We start from the raw sequence: 16,387 nt of genomic DNA, 5'->3' as shown, positions 1-16,387 counted from the left end.
AGTCTTTGGGGGGTTTCTTGTTTTTTTTTCCCTTCGGGTCGGGGGGCAGGGGGGGGGGGGGGGGGGGGGGGGGCCCCCCGGTCCCGCGCGTCGGTCGGCCGTGCCGCCGGGTCAGCCGTAGTAGGGATTGCGCGGCGGTGGCCCGGGGGGTTGCGAGGTGTCGGCACGGTGCGGGTGGGCGACCCCGTCGGCCTGCCACTCCTCGGTGCCGGCGGGACGGGCGGCTCGGGCGTGCAGGCCCCGGTCCAGGCTGCGCACGTCGTGGGCGAGCCGACGCGTCCGGGCGCCGTCCCCCATCAGTGCGAGCCCGGCGCAGAAGATCAAGGCGAGGGCGAGGCCGGCGAGGAACGCGTCCAGGGTGTCGAGTGTGACGAGGTCGCGGTGGAAGAGGCGAACCGTGTATTCGGGGCCGCCGGATGTGTTGTAGCCGACCAGCAGGCCCACGAACGCGGCGGTCGCCGCCGCGAGGAGGAATCCGATGGCGATCATATTGGGTACCTTCCCGTTGTTCTTCCCGTGCTCGTACGGGTGTTCGCCGGGACGGCGGGGCGACTTCGTGGATCGGTGAGGTGACGGTCTCCGGCGCGTGATCCCGGGTCCGACTGCCCTTCCCCGGCCGACTTGTCGGCCCGCGGCCGGGGGAGGGCAGCTCCATGGCGCGTCTACCCGCTGCCTTCCGGGTCACTCTCCCGATCGAATCGATCGTGTCGGGAGGGGAATTCGGGGTAGCCGCCGGTTCGCCGGCGAGGACGGATTCCGACGACATGCGAACTCCCGGGCCTCATGGCCCTGTCGGAGTCGTTCGGCGCTGCCCGAACCCACCCCGAACCCAGCCCGATCAGGAGGGGATGCACCGTGTCCGACGCATCGAGACCGAGTACCCGAGCGAGGAAGTCCACGACGTTCACCACGGATGTGCCGGCACGTCTGGATCGATTGCCGTGGTCGACCTGGCACTGGCGCATTCTGATCGGTCTCGGCACGGTGTGGATCCTCGACGGCCTCGAGGTCACCGTGGTCGGCAACGTCGCGGGCAGGTTGTCCGAACCCGACAGCGGCCTCGACATCACCGCGGCGCAGGTGACCGGCCCGGGCGCGGCGTTGTACGTCGCGGGAGCCTGTACCGGGGCCCTGTTCTTCGCGTGGCTCACCGACCGGTTCGGGCGCCGGAAGTTGTTCATGGTCACCCTGGCCGTCTACCTGGCGGGCACCGCGCTGACCGCGCTGTCGGTCGAGGCGTGGATGTTCTTCCTGTTCCGGTTCGTCACCGGACTGGGCATCGGCGGGGAGTACGCGGCGATCAACTCCGCGATCGACGAGTTGATGCCGGCCCGCTACCGGGGCCGCGTGGACCTCGCGGTGAACGGTACCTACTGGGCCGGGGCGGCCGGTGGGGCGTTGTTGTCCGTGCCGATGTTGAACACCGGGCTGTTCCCGGCCGATATCGGCTGGCGGTTGACCTTCGCGTTGGGTGTGGTGCTGGGGTTGGTGATTTTGCTGGTGCGCCGGCACGTCCCCGAATCCCCGCGGTGGTTGTACCTGCACGGTCGCGGTGAGGAGGCCGAGCGGCTGGTCGCGGGGGTCGAGGAGAAGTTGGTCGCGGAGGGTACGCACGGCACCGGGGAGCGCCGCGAGTTGCCCGCGCCGGAGGGCGAAGTGACCATCGACGAAAGCAAGTCCGCCGGGCTCGGCACGATCGCCCGGGCGGTGGTGCGGGACTACCCGCGGCGTTCGGTGCTGGGGTTGTCGCTCTTCATCGGGCAGGCGTTCCTCTACAACGCCATCACCTTCGGCTTCGCGTCCATTCTGGAGACGTTCTACGACGTGCCGAGTGGACGGACCGGCTACTACTTCGCGGTCATCGCGGTCGGCAACCTGCTCGGGCCGCTGCTGCTCGGGCCCCTGTTCGACTCGCTCGGTCGGCGGGTGATGATCACGTCGACGTACGTCGGCAGTGGCCTCGCGCTCTTCGGCACGGCCTGGCTGTTCGGCGCCGGGCACCTGAACGCCTCGACGCTCACCGCCTGTTGGTGCGTGGTGCTGTTCCTCGCCTCGACCGGTGCGAGCAGTGCGTATCTGACCGTCTCGGAGATTTTCCCGATGGAGGCGCGTGCCTCCGCCATCGCGCTGTTCTACGCGGTCGGCACGGCGGCGGGCGGGATCGCCGGTCCGCTGGTCTTCTCCGACCTCACCAAGTCCGGTGATGTGGGCGACACCGTACTGGCGTTCTGCATCGGCGCGGGCCTGATGGTCGCGGCGGGCGTGGTGGCCGGATTCCTCGCGGTGAACGCGGAGCGCCGCTCACTGGAGGACATCGCCCCGCCGCTGACGTCGGCGGACGAGCGCGGGTAGGGGCCCGGCTCGGGCGCGACGCTAGCCGTTCGCGGTCGGGGGGTCGGTGGTGTCGGGGGCGGCTCGGTGTAGGGACTGGTGGTGGCGGTGGGCGGCTTGGCGGTCGGCGGTTCCGGCGCGGGTGATGTCGAGGAAGATCTGGTCGACCGTGGGCCAGGACTCGCGGATCGTGTGCTTGAGGCGTTCGGACATGTCCTCGACCTCGGTGCTGTCGAGGCCGTCGACGAGGTCGATGCGGGCGGCGAGGAGGGTGGAGTGGCGGCCCATGCGCATGGTCAGCACCTGGGTGACCACGTCGATCTCGGGTTGTTCGGCGAGTCGAGCCAGGATTCGCTGTTGCAGCTCGACGTCGACCGCCTCGCCGATCAGTTGGTCCCGGGCGGCCCGGCCGAGGCGGTACGCGACGAACACCAGCAGCAGGCCGATCGCCCAGGACGCCGCCGCCTCCCAGACGGCGTTGCCGGTGGCCATGTGCAGCCCGAGGCCGGCCGCCGCGAGCAGGACGCCGAGTACCGCGCTGCCGTCCTCGGCCAGGACCGTGCGCAGCGTCGGGTCGGGTGTCTGGCGGGCGTGGCGCAGTACGGACACGCCCGCCGCGCGTGCCTGGCCGCGCAGTTGCACGACGGCGCGCAGGAGCGATCCGCCCTCGGCGAGCAGGGCAAGGCCCAGTACGGCCAGACCCGCGACGTAGGCGCCGGTTTTCGGCTCGCCGTGTTCGCGCAGCGCCTCGAAGCCCTGGAAGACGGAGAAGCAGCCGCCGGTCACGAAGATCCCGACGGCGGCGAGGAGGGACCAGAAGTAGCGGTCCTTGCCGTAGCCGAAGGGGTGCTCGGCGTCCGGTGCGCGGCGACTGCGGGACAGGGAGGCGAGCAGGAACGCCTCGTTGAGGGTGTCGGCGACCGAGTGTGCGGCCTCGGACAACAGCGCGGGTGCTCCGGCGAGTACGCCGACGGCGGCCTTGGCGATCGCGATGACGACGTTGGCGGCGAGTGCGACCCATACGGTCAACCGGGTTCCGGCGTCGTCGTCGATGTCACCTGCGGTGCCGGCGGGCGGGGGCGATGCTGGGTTCGTGTGCTCGTCTGCCACGCCGGGGCTGCTACCCCCTTGCCGGGGCGGCATGCGAGCGGGAGTCGGGTGGGCGGGTGTGAAAGATGTCCCGGATGTGTCCTGGACGCGCATGGCGGCGGCAGGGCAGGGAAGGGCAGTGGATCGAGGATGAGTACCCCTCGATCCGGGAGGCGAGAAGGTCATGGCGAACGACACGGACATCAGGAAGACTCTCACCGATACCACCCCGTTGTACGCGTTCGTCGGAGCGGGTGACCTCGCGGTCGCGAAGATCCGCGAAGTGCCCGCGAGGATCGCCGAGTTGCGGAGCGAGAAGCCGGCCCACCGCAAGCCCGTCCGGGAACGCGTCGCCGACTCCGCCGCCGACGTCCGGGAACGGCTCGGCGAGAAGTTCGACGCGGTGGCCAAGGACGCCCGCGAGACCTACCAGGGGCTGGCGGCGCGGGGGCACGAGGTGGTCGACCGCGTTCGCGGCCGGGCCGACGGGGCGGGGCAGGACGCGAAGGAGTTCGCGGACGAGGTCGCTCGGGACGCGAAGGAGCTCACGGGCAAAGCCGTTCGCGACGCGAAGGGGCTCGCGGGCGAGGCCGCGCGGGATGCGAAGGGGCTCACGGGCGAGGCTGCCGAGGATGCGAAGGGGTTGAAGGGCCGGGCCGTTCAGGACGCCAAGGAACTCAAGGGCGAGGCTGCCCGGGATGCCGAGGAGCTGAAAGGCGGGAGCGGGGGCTCCACTTCGAGGGGCAAGGCCGGTTCCGGCTCGGGGTCGGGTTCCGGGTCGGGTTCCGGGTCCGGTTCGGCCTCGCGTTCGGGTTCCGCTTCCGCGAGCGGTGCCGCGGCTCGGGCGAGGAGTGCTCGTTCGCGCAATTCGTCGAAGCCGGACACGGCCGGCGACCGGTAGGCGCAGCGCTACCCGACCACGACGATGCACTCCGTGCGCACACTCTGTTCGTTGGTCCCCGCGTGGCACTTGTCTCGTTCCTTGCCTTCGGCGGACACCAGAAGCCAGGTGAGTCCCGCGAGGATCATGAGGGCTGGGTCAAAAACGTGCGCAGTGCGGTGACCAATGCGGCCGGGTTGTCCTCCTGGACGTTGTGTCCGGCATTCGGGACGACCGTCAGTCGCCCGTCCGGGATGCGCTCGACCAGGTGTTCGGCGGTGCTCTGGGGGAGTACCCTGCTGCGTCCGCCGCGCACGAGCAGGACCGGAACTCCGGTCAGCCGAAATACCATTCGATCCATGGCGGCGAGGATGGCGGGAAAGTCCGGCGGGCGCGGATCGCCCTTCGGTACCCAACTGCCGTCGGGTGCACGGCGGAACAGCGTGTTCATGCGGTAGGCGACGCTCGGGCGGTCGGCGCGCGGATTGACCCGCATCGCGGCTTCGACCACGGTGTCCAGGTCCGGTACGGGGCCCAGTCCGGCCACGAACGACCGTATCCGCCGGGTGCTTTCGAAGTTCACGCCCGGTGCGACGTCGACGAGTGCCAGGCGTTCCACCCGATCGGGCCGCGCGTCGGCGACGTGGGCCGCGACCACGCCGCCGAGTGACATGCCGACCAGTGCGAATCGATCGAGGCCGAGATGGTCGGCCGTGGCGACGACGTCGGCCGCCATGGTGTCGATGCGGTAGTCGTCGGACCAGCCGCTGTCGCCGTGGCCACGCAGATCCGGTGTGATCGGCCGGACGGCGCCGCGCAGGCCGAGGCAGACGAAATCCCAGGTGCGGGCGGTCAATCCGCCACCGTGCAGCAGGACCACGGGAGTTCCGGCGCCGCCCCAGTCGAATCCGTGCAGCCGGCAGCCCGCACGGGAGTGGTGGAACTCGCGGGGCGGCGTCGGATCATGGAACTGCACGCCCAGGGCCGTCGCCAACTCGGTCATCGCCAAAATCGTGGATCGTCCGGGCACGGGCGTCTCCGTCCTTCCCGCTTTCCGCTTACCTTGAGTGCTCAAGGTAAGCGGATTACCTTGATGGGTCAAGGTAGGCTGCGGCCATGGCCACCCGAGTACGACGCAATCCCGATGACGCCCGGCGGATGATCCTGGAGGCGGCGAGCAGGCTGCTGACCGCGGGTGGCCCGGCCGCCGTGCAGGTGCGGGCGGTCGCCGCCGAGATCGGCGTGACGGATGCCGCGGTCAACCACCACTTCGGCACGCGCGATCGACTCCTGGAGTCGCTGTTGCGCTTCGGCGGGGCCAAGCTCAAGACCGAGTTGCGCGCCGTTCTGGACGCGTGGGGCGAGGGCCCGACCGATCCTGCCGAGTTGGTGCGCGCGCTGGCCGCGCTGTACGCCGACGGCTACGCCGAACTGGCGCTCGCGCTGCATCGTTCCGGGCGGCGGGACACCGGCAGCGGGCTGCTCGACGAGGTGGTGGACCGCCTGTACGCCCAGGCTCGGGAGCAGTGCGCGGCCGACGGCCGCACGCCGCCGACCCGCGAGGCGATCCGGCTGACGATGGCCGGCCTGCACCAGGCCGTCGCGATGGAGCCCCTGTTCGGCGACGACTTCCGGCGCAGCGTCGGCCTCGACGCGAGCGCGCGGGAGCACACCCTCGACTGGTGGATCGAGGTCCTGCGGATGACCCTGTCCGGCCGGGGGCCCGGTCGATCGGTCACGGGTTCACGCGGTGGCCACGGGGACGCCGTCGGGGCGGCCGGTGAGGAGGGCGGCGATGTGGTCCGCGCATCGGAGCGCCGCCGTGGCCATGGCGGATCCGGTCATGCCGGCGATGTGGGGGGTGAGCAGGGCGTTGGGGAGGCCGGAGAGGGGTGAGGCGAAGCGGGCGTGTTCGTGTTCGAAGGTGTCTACGGCTGCTGCCGCGAGGGGGTGTGTCGGGGTGACGAGCGCGTCGGCCAGGGCCTGTTCGTCGACGATGCCGCCTCTGGCGGTGTTGAGGAGGATCGATCCCGGTCGCATGGACGCGAGTTCGGTTCGGCCGATCAGTCCCCGGGTCCGGTCGGTGAGCGGAAGATGCAGGGAGACCACGTCGCTGGTCGCCAAGAGGGTGTGCAGGGAATCGGTGGTCGGCATGGGGGATTCGGTCGGGCGTCGGGTGTAGGACTGGACTCGCATGCCCAACGCGCCGGCTCGTATTGCCAATGCCTGGCCGATGCGGCCCAGACCGACGATTCCCAGGGTCAGGTCCGACAGTTCCGCTACGGGGGCCGGTGGTGTGGTCCAACGGCCCTGGTGTGCGGCCTCGTTGTGGGCCGGGAGGTTTCGGGTGAGGGCGAGCAGTTGGGCGAGGGCGAATTCGGCGACGGCGTTCGCGTTGGAGCCCGGGGTGTGGGTGACGGTGACGCCGTGACGGGCGGCAGCGGTGAGGTCGATGTGGTCGGTGCCGGCTCCGGCGCGGCCGATCACCCGCAGGCGGTGGGTCAGGGCTGCGTCGGTCGCCGCCGCGAGGAACGTGGCGCGCAGCGGGACACCTGCGCGGGACTTGATCGCCTGATGGCCGATCCCGTCCCGGACGGTCTCGGCGATCAGGGCCGCCTCGTCGAACGCGTCGAAATCGGTGAACCGCATGCGCCCGGCCCAGGCGGTTCGCGTCCGCGCCGGGTCGGCCACTCGGCGCAGGTTCAGCGTGATGCTCAGCCCGTGGTCGAGCAGGCGTTCCAGTTCCCGTCCGAGCAGCTCGCCGGGAGCGGCGTCCAACACCAGGACTCGCGGTGGTTCCATGTGATCACCCTTCCCCGAGGGGACCCTACCGCCGGCCGTTGCTACGCCGCGTAGTGGTGCGGGTGGTGGAGGGCGAAGACTCGGGGAGGTTGGTGAATCTCGGAGCCATGTCGGCGGAACCGTGGGGTAATTCCCGTCGAAGGTTTTGGTTTCGTCGGGTTTGTGACCGGGCCGCCCTGCATACTCACGATCGTTGTCGACGTGCCGCGATCGGAAGGCGTCGACTTCGGTCCTTTCGGCTTCCCGATCCCATGCACGCTCCCCATGGTCTCACCGCGGGTGGCCGCCGGTGTCGGGGTGAGTGACGGGTCATCACCTCCCCATGGGTACAACGCGTAGTCGTCCCCCGCTCATGATCGGCGCTCTTCGGCCGCGACGGGTCGCGGTCGGTCTGATCGTGCTGGGTCTCCTGGTTCTGCTCTTTCCCATGATGTCCTCGGCCGCAGAGTCACCGCCGGTGCGCGGTGCGCGGGCCGACTACCTGACCGGCGAACAACGCGCCATGACACCGGGGTTGGTCACCCGGTCCGGCAGCTACGCCGAACTGGCCTCCGGGCCCGACGAGAGTTTCGGCGACACCCGTTCGCGGGCGGCCGACTGGCTGACCGTGCCCGCGGCCGGCGCGGACGGTACCGCCTCGGCGGATCGATCGGTGCCCGCCGGTACGCCGTTGGGCAAGCGTACGGCCGCCATCACGTCTGCGGCGCTGAACGTCTCGCGCACCGCGCAGAGCCTGAAGGCCACGTCGGACGTGACCGGATTCGACCACCCGCTCAACCAGTTCCGCGAACTGGACCAAGTGGTCGGCGTGACGTCGCTGGTGCGCATCGACAAGGTGCACTCGGAGGCGGATGCTCTGAGCGCCGCGGCCGACGCCGGCCGGGTCGACGCCGGCCCCGGCGACGCTCCGCGTGCGGTGACCGAGGTCACCGGCCTCACGTTCTTCCCCGGGTCGGCGCGTGAGGAGCGGGTGGACCTGCCCGGTGGACGCATTCCCGGCGGGTTGCTCAGCCGTACGCTGCACTTCCGTACGGACGACGACGGCCTGGCCATGAAGAGCCTGTACAAGGGCGATCCGGCGATGTATCGGGCCATGCTCGGCGACGGCACCGGCTTCCTGGACGCCACCTGGACCGTGATGGTCGCCGATCTCGCCTCCACCACGGCCGACTCCGCGCGGGCCGGGCTGGGCGTCACCATCGACATGCGGTGGCGGGTCGGGATCGATGCGCGGGACACGCTGCAACTGCGCATCGACGGCAACGAGCGGTACGTGGACACCCGGATCGCCGAGGTGACCGCGGGCGACCCGGCCGCGGTGTTTCGGCGCCCGGCGGTGCCGACGACCACCGTGAGCGGGTTCGGTCCGCCCGGAGCCGGGCCGGGGGACACGGTCACGGTGACCGGCAGCGGTCTGGACGCGGGCGGGGTCGGCGTGTACGTGGACGGTTCGCCCGAGCGGATCACCGGCGACGCGCTGCGGGTGGCGGCCGACGGTGCCTCGCTCGCCTTCGCCGTGCCGGCGGGGGCGACGCCGGTCAAGGGGGTGCTCGCGGTCGGCGACCACGGGGAGGGCAGCGCCGGGAGCTTCCCGCGCCCGGGCGGCGGCAGTTCCGCTCCCACCACGACCGCGACGGGCGCGCCGCCGAGTCCCACCGACGAGGGGCCGGTCCGACACGCCTCGTGGGCGGGTCCTGCGGTCAAGGCGGGCGACCTGCCCGAGTCGTGTGTGACGGCGGCGCAGTGGCGGGTCCCGGCGGACCGGGCGGTGTTCACGGCGGCGCTGGGCGACGGCGGGGTACGGGCACCGGTGATCGCCTCGGCGGTGTTCACCTTCGCCGACGAGAGTGGTGCGCGGCACGAGGTGGCCACCGGCGCCGGGCCGATCTGGGGGCAGCCGTGGCCGGCGGGGCCGGCCGCGCACGTGGTGGGCACCCGGCCCGGGCAGGTCGCGGCGATCGTGCCGAACGGGTGGAGCCTGGTGGCGCTGGGCGCCGACCACCGCGGTGGGGAGAGCGCGAGGCAGGTCGCGCTCAGGCCGGTCGGCGGGTGCTGGGCGCTGGGTCGGGAGCGGCCTACCACGCCGCCTACGAGCGTTCCGCCGACCACGGTGCCGCCCACGAGTGCGCCGCCGACCACGGTGCCGCCCACGAGTGCGCCGCCCACGAGCGTGCCGCCCACGACGGCGCCGCCGACGAGTGCGCCGCTTACCGGTGAGCCCTCCGGTGGGCCGACCGGCACCTCGACTCCCACCGGGTCCGGCGGCTCCGGCGGCTCCCACACCGTCCCCGAGACCGCGACCGGCACCGACGGCAGCCTCTCCCGTACCGGCGCCGACATCGTCCTCCCCGTCCTCCTCGGCACCGCCGCGCTCGGCGCCGGCCTCGTCCTGCTGTTCGCCGCACGTTCCAGGAGCGCCCGATGACCCCCGCCCCCGACCGCAACCCCCACCTGCCCCGTTCCGGCGTGCCCGACCGGCTCGCCGCGACGATGAGCATCGCCGAGCAGCACGAGTACCTGCTCGCCCGGCGCCGCACCGTCTCGCGTCGCGGCGTCCTCACCGCGATCGGCCTCGGCGGCGCGGCCGTTCCGCTCTTCGGCACCTCCTCGTCGGCCGACCCGCGCCGCGCGCCTTCGCTGCTCTCGGGCACGGACTACGTCGACGGGAACGCGCTCAAGCCCGCCGCCCGGCATCTCGCGTTCGGCGCCGACCCGCGCGCCCAGGCGGCGTTGAGCTGGCAGGTGCCGCAACCGGTGCGCCGGCCGTACCTGCGCCTGGGCACGTCCCCCAAGCAACTGGACCAGGTGGTGCCCGCGGAGATCCGGCACCTGCACTCGCACCTGATCGAATACGCCGACAACCCCGCCTCGGCCTACTTCGACTACGACCAGTACCACCTGCACGCCGCCCTGGACGGCCTCGACCCGGGCACGCGCTACTACTACGCGCTCGGCCACGAGGGGCTGGACGCCGCCTCCGTCGCCGCCACCGTCGGCTCGTTCCGCACCGCGCCGGCGGTCGACGGTGTACCGGAACCCTTCACCTTCACCGCGTTCGGCGACGAGGGCGTGGAGTTCGGCGCCGCCGCCAACCAGACTCTGATGCTCCGTCAGAACCCGGCGTTCCACCTGCTCGCGGGCGACATCGCCTACGCCGCTTCGGGCGCGGGGCTGCCGTCCAGTCACCACAGTGCGGACGGCGCGGACAAGCTCCAACCCGAGATGTGGGACGAATACCTGCGGATGATCGACCCCGTCGCCGCGTCGGTGCCCTGGATGGTCGCGATGGGGAACCACGACATGGAGGCCCTGTATTCGCCGGACGGCTACGGCGGCCACCTGGCCCGCTGGCACCTGCCGGGCAACGGGCCGCGCAACTCCCATGCCACGTACGGCTTCCGCTACGGCAACGTGGCGGTGGTCAGTCTCGACGCCAACGATGTCTCGCACGAGATCCCGCACAACCGGGGCTACACCTCCGGCGCGCAGACGGCGTGGCTGGCCGGCCATCTGGCCCAGGTGCGGCGTACGCCCGGGATCGACTTCGTGGTGGCCTTCTTCCACCACTGCGCCTACTGCACGGCGACCGACCACGTCTCCGACGGCGCGATCCGGGAGGAGTGGATCCCGCTGTTCGACCGCTACCAGGTCGACCTCGTGATCAACGGGCACAACCACGTCTACGAGCGGGCCGATCCGATGCGCGGCGGCGTACGCACCCGGCGGGCCGACATCGGCGACCGGATCCGGCCGGCCACCGACGGCACCACCTACCTGACCGTGGGCAGCGGCGGGAAGAGCGGCTACGCGTTCTCCGCGCCGGAGACGTACGCGGGCGGCCCGGCCGATGTCACCGACGCTGTGAAGGGCGGCTACTACACGAAGGCCGGCAAACTCGACGAGACCGTCGAGTGGTCGCGGGTGCGGTTTCGCGGCAATGCCTTCATCGCCGTCGACGTGCGGCCGGCCGCCGCCGGGCGGGAGACCACGATGACGATCCGCACGCTCGGTGCCACGGGCGCGCAGATCGACACGGTCACGCTGGTCCGGGAGGCGGGTACGCCGATCCCGGTCGCGGGCACGGGCGGTCGCGGACCCGGGGACTGAGCTTGTGCTACATCGGCGGTCGGCCGCGTTCGCCGCAGGCCGGGGATCGCCCCGATGCCTCCGGTCGAACGCCGGACGGCCGCCGATGTACGTGCGTGGGTCGGGCCGGCGCGTCCCCCGGGCCGGGGCTCAGCCCACCGCTCGCCTGACGAGTTCCGCGATTCGTGCCTCGACCTCGGGCGTCACCTCGGTCAGGGCGAAACCGGCCGCCCACATCGGGCCGTCGTCGAGCTTGGCCAGGTCGCTGAACCCGAGCGTCGCGTAGCGGGCCTTGAACTTCTCCGCGCTCTGGAAGAAGCAGACGACCTTGCCGTCGATCGCGTACGACGGCATGCCGTACCAGAGCTTCGGCTCCAGGGTCGGCGCGTTGGCGGTGACGATGGCGTGCACACGCTCGGCCAGGACCCGGTCGGCGTCCTGCATCTCGGCGATCTTCGCGAGCAGATCCCGCTCCGCCTCGGCCGCCTTCTCGGCCTTCGACGTACGCCGCGACGCCGCCTTCAACTCCTTGGCGTGGTCCTTCATCGCGGCGCGTTCGTCGGCCGAGAAGCCCTCGTGCCTGCCGTCTTCGGTGTTGCCCATGGCGGATCTCCCCGTGTTGATCATGATTTCGTGATCTTGGACGGGACCTTATCCCGGCTCCCCGATACCGGGTCAACGGTGACGCGCGAATCGCTCGTCGCCGACCCCATCGCGCGGCGCAGCGCCGCCACGACCACGGTCGGCTCGTGGACGGCGGCGGCCACGCGTTCGGCCGCGTCGAGGACGTCGGCCAGGGTGTCGGGCGCGGCGCCGGACACGACCTCGCACATCCATTCCGCCAGCCGCCCGGCATCCTCCGGTACGTCCGGCAGGCTCGGGCCGGCCGCCGCCGGCGCGCCCGGACCGCTCGGGGCCCGGCGCCCGGAACGGCCCGCCGGCCGACCCAGGGCACGCTGCCACCAGCGACGACGCTCCCGAGGCGCGGCGGGCTCGGGCAGGGCAGGCTCGGGAGGGGCGGTCCGGAGCAGGGTCGGCGGCACGTCGTGGGCGGGGCCGTCGGGTGCGCCTGCCACCCCGTCCCCTTCGGCCATCTCCGCCTCCGCCGCCAGGTCCCACGCGGACAGGTCCGGCATACGCCCCTCGCTGCCCCAACGGCCCACGGGAAGGCGGACCTTGTGCGGGTGCACGCACACGCCCACCCCGGTGCACGCGTCCACCCGGCGTCCCTCGCCCCGGATCCACGGCCAGGCCCGGTCCGGGCGCGGCGCCACGTCGAACGCTCCCGGGGCGAACAGGCGGGAGGGGCAATATCCGCACACCTCGTCGTCGATCGAGGGCGGCATGCGTCGTTCCGGCGGCATGAGCGCAGCGTAACGACCGTGCAAAGGCGCCCCGCCGGGGGCCGCCGATGGGAAAAGCGGTGTGGGCCTCAGCCGCCCACCCTCGGCAGGACCGGGACGAGGTCGTCCCACCGGGCGATCTCACACCCGTCGGTCCGGTCGAACGCGGCGTCCACGGGGCGGCCGGCCCACACGCCGGTGATGTGCGCGGTGGCGGGTCCGCCGTGGATCATCGTGCACATCGCCCCGTTCGGCACGGGCGCGAACGGATCCCCGCCCCACATCGTCACGGAGTCCAACCTCTCGCAAGCCTGCCGGGGCGCGGGGTGACCGCCGGCGGCGGGGTGGCACTCCAGCGTGTACACCCCGGCCCCGCCGGGAGTGTCCGTCACGGTGATGGTCAACCGATCCCCCGTCCCGGAGGCGCCGGTCACGACGGGCGCCGAGTCGGCCACGGCGGCGGGCGCCGGGTACGGCCCTGCGACAAGAACCAGGGCGGACACGACGAGACGACGAAGCACCACTGAAGACTCCCGATGCGTGTGCACATGCGTACAGGCCGGGGACGCCCCCACGCACCCGCGCGCAAGGCCCCGTCACCCCTAACGCCCGCACCCCCACGCGGGTCACGCGCCACCCCCGGCGCGCGCTTTCCATGGCTCGCCCGATCGATTCATGTTTCCAGGTCGGGTGGGGGATGGCGGGGTGGACGGGGACAGAGTTCGGGGGGTCGATGTTGTGGGGTTGCTTCATTGTTGCGGGTGATCACACTCGGTGAGACTGCGAGGCATGACGACATTGCTCGATGGGCTCGTAGGCAAGGCGCTGCGGCGCGAAGCACCCACTCGTGACGAGGCGTTGGCCGTGTTGACGGGGGCGGAGGAGACGCTGGACATCGTCGCGGCTGCCGGACGCGTGCGGCGGCACTTCTTCGGTCGGCGGGTGAAGCTGAATACGATCATCAATATGAAGAGCGGGCTGTGCCCGGAGGATTGCTCCTATTGCTCGCAGCGGCTCGGGTCGTCGGCGGAGATCCTGAAGTATTCGTGGATCTCGCCCGAGGAGGCCGCGCGGACCGCCGATCGGGCGGTGCGGGCCGGCGCCAAGCGGATCTGCCTGGTGGCGAGCGGACGCGGCCCGGGTGCACGCGACATCACCCGGATCGAGGACACGATCGCCGCGGTCAAGGAGGGCAGCCCCGAGGTGGAGATCTGTGTCTGCCTCGGGTTGCTCTCCGACGGTCAGGCCGAACGATTGGCCGCCGCCGGGGCGCACGCGTACAGCCACAACCTCAACACGAGCGAGGCGCGCTACGCCGACATCTGCTCGACGCACACCTTCACCGACCGTACCGACACCCTCCGTCGCGCCGGCACCGCGGGCCTGTCGCCGTGCTCCGGGGCGATCTTCGGGATGGGCGAGTCGGACGAGGACATCGTCGATCTGGCCTTCGCGCTGCGGGAGTTGGATCCCGATTCGGTGCCGGTCAACTTCCTCATCCCGTTCGAGGGCACCCCGCTCGCGGACAACTGGGAGCTGACGCCGGAGCGTTGCCTGCGCATTCTGGCACTGTTCCGATTCTTCTTCCCCGACGTCGAGGTCCGCCTCGCGGGCGGCCGGGAGATCCACCTGCGCAGCCTCCAGCCGCTCGCGCTGCACCTGGCCAACTCGATGTTCCTGGGCGACTACCTGACCAGCGAGGGCCAACCGGGCGCGGACGACCGGCAGATGCTCGCCGACGCGGGCTTCGTGATCGAGGGCGTCGACGAGCAGACCCTGCCCGACGCCCGGCACGACCTGGTCGCGATCCGGCGACGCGGCGCGGGCAGCGACCTGCCGGCCAACACGTGACGGCCGCGAGGCGCCCCCCGGCGCCGCTCGACGACCGGCCGGGCCGAGCGCGTACCGGGCGCCGGGACCGCACACCCGGCGAACTGCTCGACCTGGACCGGGAACACGTGTGGCACCCGTACGCCGCGATGCCCGGCACGACGCGGCCGCTCCTGATCGAGTCGGCCGAGGGAGTACGGCTGCGCCTGGCCGAACCGATCGGGGACGTCGAGGAGTTGATCGACGGCATGTCCTCGTGGTGGGCGGCCGTGCACGGCTATCGCCATCCCGTGCTCGACGCGGCGATCCACGACCAGGTGGGGCGGATGAGCCACGTGATGTTCGGCGGCCTCACCCACGAACCGGCGATCCGCCTCGCCCACACCCTGGTGGAGATCACCCCGGAACCGCTGCGGCACGTCTTCCTCGCCGACTCCGGCTCCATCTCCGTCGAGGTCGCGATGAAGATGTGCCTCCAGTACTGGCGGGCCCGGGGTCGCGGCGGCAAACGGCGCCTGCTGACCTGGCGCGGCGGCTATCACGGCGACACGTGGCATCCGATGTCGGTGTGCGACCCCGAGGGCGGGATGCACCACATGTGGCAGGGCGCCCTGGCCGAACAGGTCTTCGCCGACGCCCCGCCGCGCGACTTCGACCCCGCCTATGTGGACCACCTGGACGCGTTGCTGACCCGCCACCGGGACGAGGTCGCGGCCGTGATCGTCGAGCCGATCGTGCAGAACGCCGGCGGGATGCGCTTCCACTCCCCGCGCTACCTGCGGGCGCTGCGCGAACTGTGCACCACCCACGACGTGTTGCTGGTGTTCGACGAGATCGCCACCGGCTTCGGCCGCACCGGTGAACTGTTCGCCGCCGACCATGCCGGGGTCAGCCCCGATGTCATGTGCCTCGGCAAGGCCCTGACCGGCGGATACCTGAGCATGGCCGCGACGTTGTGCACGGAGGAGGTGGCGGCCGGGATCGGCACCGGCGAATCGCCCGTACTCGCCCACGGCCCCACCTTCATGGCCAACCCCCTGGCCGCGGCGGTCGCCAACGCCTCCCTGGATCTGCTCCTCGACCGGGACCGGCGGACGAACATCGCCCGGATCGAGACCGCCCTCACCGCGGGCCTGGCCCCGGCCCGAACCATCCCCGGCGTTCGCGACGTTCGTGTCCTCGGCGCGATCGGCGTGATCGAACTCGACCACGAGATCGACCTGCCGACCGCAACCGGGGCGGCCACGGAACACGGAGTCTGGCTACGGCCGTTCCGCAACCTGATCTACACGATGCCGCCGTACATCACCACCGACGAGGACCTGGCCACGATCACCACCGCGGCCCGAGCGGCCGCGGCGGCGACCGGAACCTGATCGCCGGTCTACGGGCAGTCGTGGAAGGTGCGGGCTTCCGGGGTGAGGGGTGCGCAGAAGTCGTCGACCTGGTTGTCGACTCGGTGTGCCATGTAGGAGAGGCCGACCACCAGGATCGTGTAGGTCAGGATCGCGACGACCACGCGGCCGTAGGAGGCCGCCGACGCGGCCTTGGCGCGGTGCGGGCTGCGCGGCGGGTAGACCAGGGCGACCGGTGAGCCCGGGCGGTGGCGGCCCTCGACCGTGCAGCGGTACGGAATGCCGTTGTGGGCGGTGTATTCGACGACGGTCATGTCCACGAAGTAGACGTCGTCGCGGATGCGGTCGGGGTCGCTGCTGCGCCGGGTGCGGCGCTCGCGGAAGGTGGATACGGCGGCGCCGGTCGTGCGCACGCCCCACCGGCGCAGGTAGTGGACCCGCAGGGCGATCACGAGGATCACGAACGGGCCGAGGATCAGGACGAGTTGTCGTGCCACGAGGAAGGAATGCGAGTGGTCGCGCATGATGGATGCCCTTCGGGTGTACCGGTGTCGACTTGTCCGGTACGTGGTCGGGCGCGGCGGGATCTCTCCACTTTTCGGGCGGGAATCTTTGGGGAGCGCCGATTGTGTGGGTTTCGTCGTGATGTGCGCTTTCCCGGACCGACGACC

14 protein-coding genes and 1 pseudogene are annotated in these 16,387 nt (G+C 71.5%); 7 read left to right on the top strand and 8 right to left on the bottom strand.

From position 1 onward, the window contains the following. Positions 1-111: 111 nt before the first annotated feature. Entirely contained in the window at positions 112-489 is a 378-nt protein-coding gene (locus ACWGR4_RS38710) for a hypothetical protein (protein WP_452131529.1), read from the bottom strand. 294 nt (positions 490-783) lie between these two features. Here ACWGR4_RS38710 and ACWGR4_RS38705 point away from each other — a divergent pair, with 294 nt between their 5' ends. After that, a complete protein-coding gene (locus ACWGR4_RS38705; protein ID WP_380002468.1) occupies positions 784-2,352 on the top strand; it encodes an MFS transporter in 1,569 nt (522 codons plus the stop codon). Between the two features lie 21 nt (positions 2,353-2,373). On the opposite strand, the gene ACWGR4_RS38700 is transcribed toward ACWGR4_RS38705, so the two are convergent. Continuing rightward, a complete protein-coding gene (locus tag ACWGR4_RS38700; RefSeq protein ID WP_452131528.1) occupies positions 2,374-3,474 on the bottom strand; it encodes a cation diffusion facilitator family transporter in 1,101 nt (366 codons plus the stop codon). A gap of 130 nt (positions 3,475-3,604) precedes the next feature. On the opposite strand from ACWGR4_RS38700, the gene ACWGR4_RS38695 reads away from it, so the two are divergent. After that, positions 3,605-4,321, top strand: a complete 717-nt coding sequence (locus ACWGR4_RS38695) for a hypothetical protein (protein ID WP_452131527.1) — start codon at positions 3,605-3,607, stop codon at positions 4,319-4,321. Between the two features lie 124 nt (positions 4,322-4,445). Here the strand turns inward: ACWGR4_RS38695 and ACWGR4_RS38690 are convergent, their stop codons facing one another. Next, positions 4,446-5,303, bottom strand: a complete 858-nt coding sequence (locus ACWGR4_RS38690; protein ID WP_452131526.1) for an alpha/beta fold hydrolase — start codon at positions 5,301-5,303, stop codon at positions 4,446-4,448. Between the two features lie 113 nt (positions 5,304-5,416). On the opposite strand from ACWGR4_RS38690, the pseudogene ACWGR4_RS38685 reads away from it, so the two are divergent. Next, positions 5,417-5,587: pseudogene (locus ACWGR4_RS38685) on the top strand (TetR family transcriptional regulator); the annotation flags it as partial. Between the two features lie 456 nt (positions 5,588-6,043). On the opposite strand, the gene ACWGR4_RS38680 reads toward ACWGR4_RS38685, so the two are convergent. Further along, complete coding sequence (locus ACWGR4_RS38680) at positions 6,044-7,102, bottom strand: NAD(P)-dependent oxidoreductase (RefSeq protein WP_452131525.1); 1,059 nt, start codon at positions 7,100-7,102, stop codon at positions 6,044-6,046. A 322-nt stretch (positions 7,103-7,424) separates the two neighbouring features. On the opposite strand from ACWGR4_RS38680, the gene ACWGR4_RS38675 reads away from it, so the two are divergent. Together ACWGR4_RS38675 and ACWGR4_RS38670 are read left to right on the top strand one after the other, a co-directional pair. Continuing rightward, positions 7,425-9,527 (top strand): hypothetical protein, encoded by a 2,103-nt coding sequence (locus ACWGR4_RS38675; RefSeq protein WP_452131524.1) that lies wholly within the window; start codon positions 7,425-7,427, stop codon positions 9,525-9,527. Further along, positions 9,524-11,209 carry a purple acid phosphatase family protein gene (locus ACWGR4_RS38670; protein WP_452131523.1) on the top strand — a complete coding sequence of 562 codons (1,686 nt, stop codon included), beginning with the start codon at positions 9,524-9,526 and terminating at the stop codon, positions 11,207-11,209. Before ACWGR4_RS38675 ends, ACWGR4_RS38670 begins: the two co-directional genes overlap by 4 nt. A 129-nt stretch (positions 11,210-11,338) precedes the next feature. Here the strand turns inward: ACWGR4_RS38670 and ACWGR4_RS38665 are convergent, their stop codons facing one another. The 3 genes from ACWGR4_RS38665 to ACWGR4_RS38655 form a co-directional block, all read right to left on the bottom strand. After that, entirely contained in the window at positions 11,339-11,791 is a 453-nt protein-coding gene (locus tag ACWGR4_RS38665; protein ID WP_380002460.1) for an iron chaperone, read from the bottom strand. A gap of 20 nt (positions 11,792-11,811) precedes the next feature. Beyond that, the gene (locus ACWGR4_RS38660; RefSeq protein ID WP_452131522.1) at positions 11,812-12,552 is read right to left on the bottom strand and encodes a hypothetical protein; all 741 of its coding nucleotides are present in this window, start codon (positions 12,550-12,552) and stop codon (positions 11,812-11,814) included. Between the two features lie 68 nt (positions 12,553-12,620). Further along, positions 12,621-13,055: an SSI family serine proteinase inhibitor gene (locus ACWGR4_RS38655; RefSeq protein ID WP_452131521.1), complete on the bottom strand. Its 435-nt coding sequence runs from the start codon at positions 13,053-13,055 to the stop codon at positions 12,621-12,623. A 265-nt stretch (positions 13,056-13,320) separates the two neighbouring features. On the opposite strand from ACWGR4_RS38655, the gene bioB reads away from it, so the two are divergent. Together bioB and ACWGR4_RS38645 are read left to right on the top strand one after the other, a co-directional pair. Then, the gene (gene bioB / locus ACWGR4_RS38650; RefSeq protein WP_452131520.1) at positions 13,321-14,382 is read left to right on the top strand and encodes a biotin synthase BioB; all 1,062 of its coding nucleotides are present in this window, start codon (positions 13,321-13,323) and stop codon (positions 14,380-14,382) included. A gap of 128 nt (positions 14,383-14,510) precedes the next feature. Further along, the gene (locus tag ACWGR4_RS38645) at positions 14,511-15,737 is read left to right on the top strand and encodes an adenosylmethionine--8-amino-7-oxononanoate transaminase (protein ID WP_452131536.1); all 1,227 of its coding nucleotides are present in this window, start codon (positions 14,511-14,513) and stop codon (positions 15,735-15,737) included. 8 nt (positions 15,738-15,745) lie between these two features. On the opposite strand, the gene ACWGR4_RS38640 is transcribed toward ACWGR4_RS38645, so the two are convergent. Next, positions 15,746-16,240 (bottom strand): hypothetical protein, encoded by a 495-nt coding sequence (locus ACWGR4_RS38640; protein WP_452131519.1) that lies wholly within the window; start codon positions 16,238-16,240, stop codon positions 15,746-15,748. Positions 16,241-16,387 lie beyond the last annotated feature (147 nt).

It is taken from the genome of Embleya sp. NPDC055664, assembly GCF_053618075.1.
This window is presented reverse-complemented; position numbering and strand designations above follow the sequence as displayed.

Excerpts from the sequence above, each read along its gene's own strand:
- ACWGR4_RS38710 (WP_452131529.1), bottom strand. The coding sequence starts at position 489 with ATGATCGCCATCGGATTCCTCCTCGCGGCGGCGACCGCCGCGTTCGTG.
- ACWGR4_RS38705 (WP_380002468.1), top strand. The coding sequence starts at position 784 with ATGGCCCTGTCGGAGTCGTTCGGCGCTGCCCGAACCCACCCCGAACCC.
- ACWGR4_RS38700 (WP_452131528.1), bottom strand. The coding sequence starts at position 3,474 with ATGCCGCCCCGGCAAGGGGGTAGCAGCCCCGGCGTGGCAGACGAGCAC.
- ACWGR4_RS38695 (WP_452131527.1), top strand. The coding sequence starts at position 3,605 with ATGGCGAACGACACGGACATCAGGAAGACTCTCACCGATACCACCCCG.
- ACWGR4_RS38690 (WP_452131526.1), bottom strand. The coding sequence starts at position 5,303 with ATGACCGAGTTGGCGACGGCCCTGGGCGTGCAGTTCCATGATCCGACG.
- ACWGR4_RS38680 (WP_452131525.1), bottom strand. The coding sequence starts at position 7,102 with ATGGAACCACCGCGAGTCCTGGTGTTGGACGCCGCTCCCGGCGAGCTG.
- ACWGR4_RS38675 (WP_452131524.1), top strand. The coding sequence starts at position 7,425 with ATGGGTACAACGCGTAGTCGTCCCCCGCTCATGATCGGCGCTCTTCGG.
- ACWGR4_RS38670 (WP_452131523.1), top strand. The coding sequence starts at position 9,524 with ATGACCCCCGCCCCCGACCGCAACCCCCACCTGCCCCGTTCCGGCGTG.
- ACWGR4_RS38665 (WP_380002460.1), bottom strand. The coding sequence starts at position 11,791 with ATGGGCAACACCGAAGACGGCAGGCACGAGGGCTTCTCGGCCGACGAA.
- ACWGR4_RS38660 (WP_452131522.1), bottom strand. The coding sequence starts at position 12,552 with ATGCCGCCGGAACGACGCATGCCGCCCTCGATCGACGACGAGGTGTGC.
- bioB (WP_452131520.1), top strand. The coding sequence starts at position 13,321 with ATGACGACATTGCTCGATGGGCTCGTAGGCAAGGCGCTGCGGCGCGAA.
- ACWGR4_RS38645 (WP_452131536.1), top strand. The coding sequence starts at position 14,511 with ATGCCCGGCACGACGCGGCCGCTCCTGATCGAGTCGGCCGAGGGAGTA.
- ACWGR4_RS38640 (WP_452131519.1), bottom strand. The coding sequence starts at position 16,240 with ATGCGCGACCACTCGCATTCCTTCCTCGTGGCACGACAACTCGTCCTG.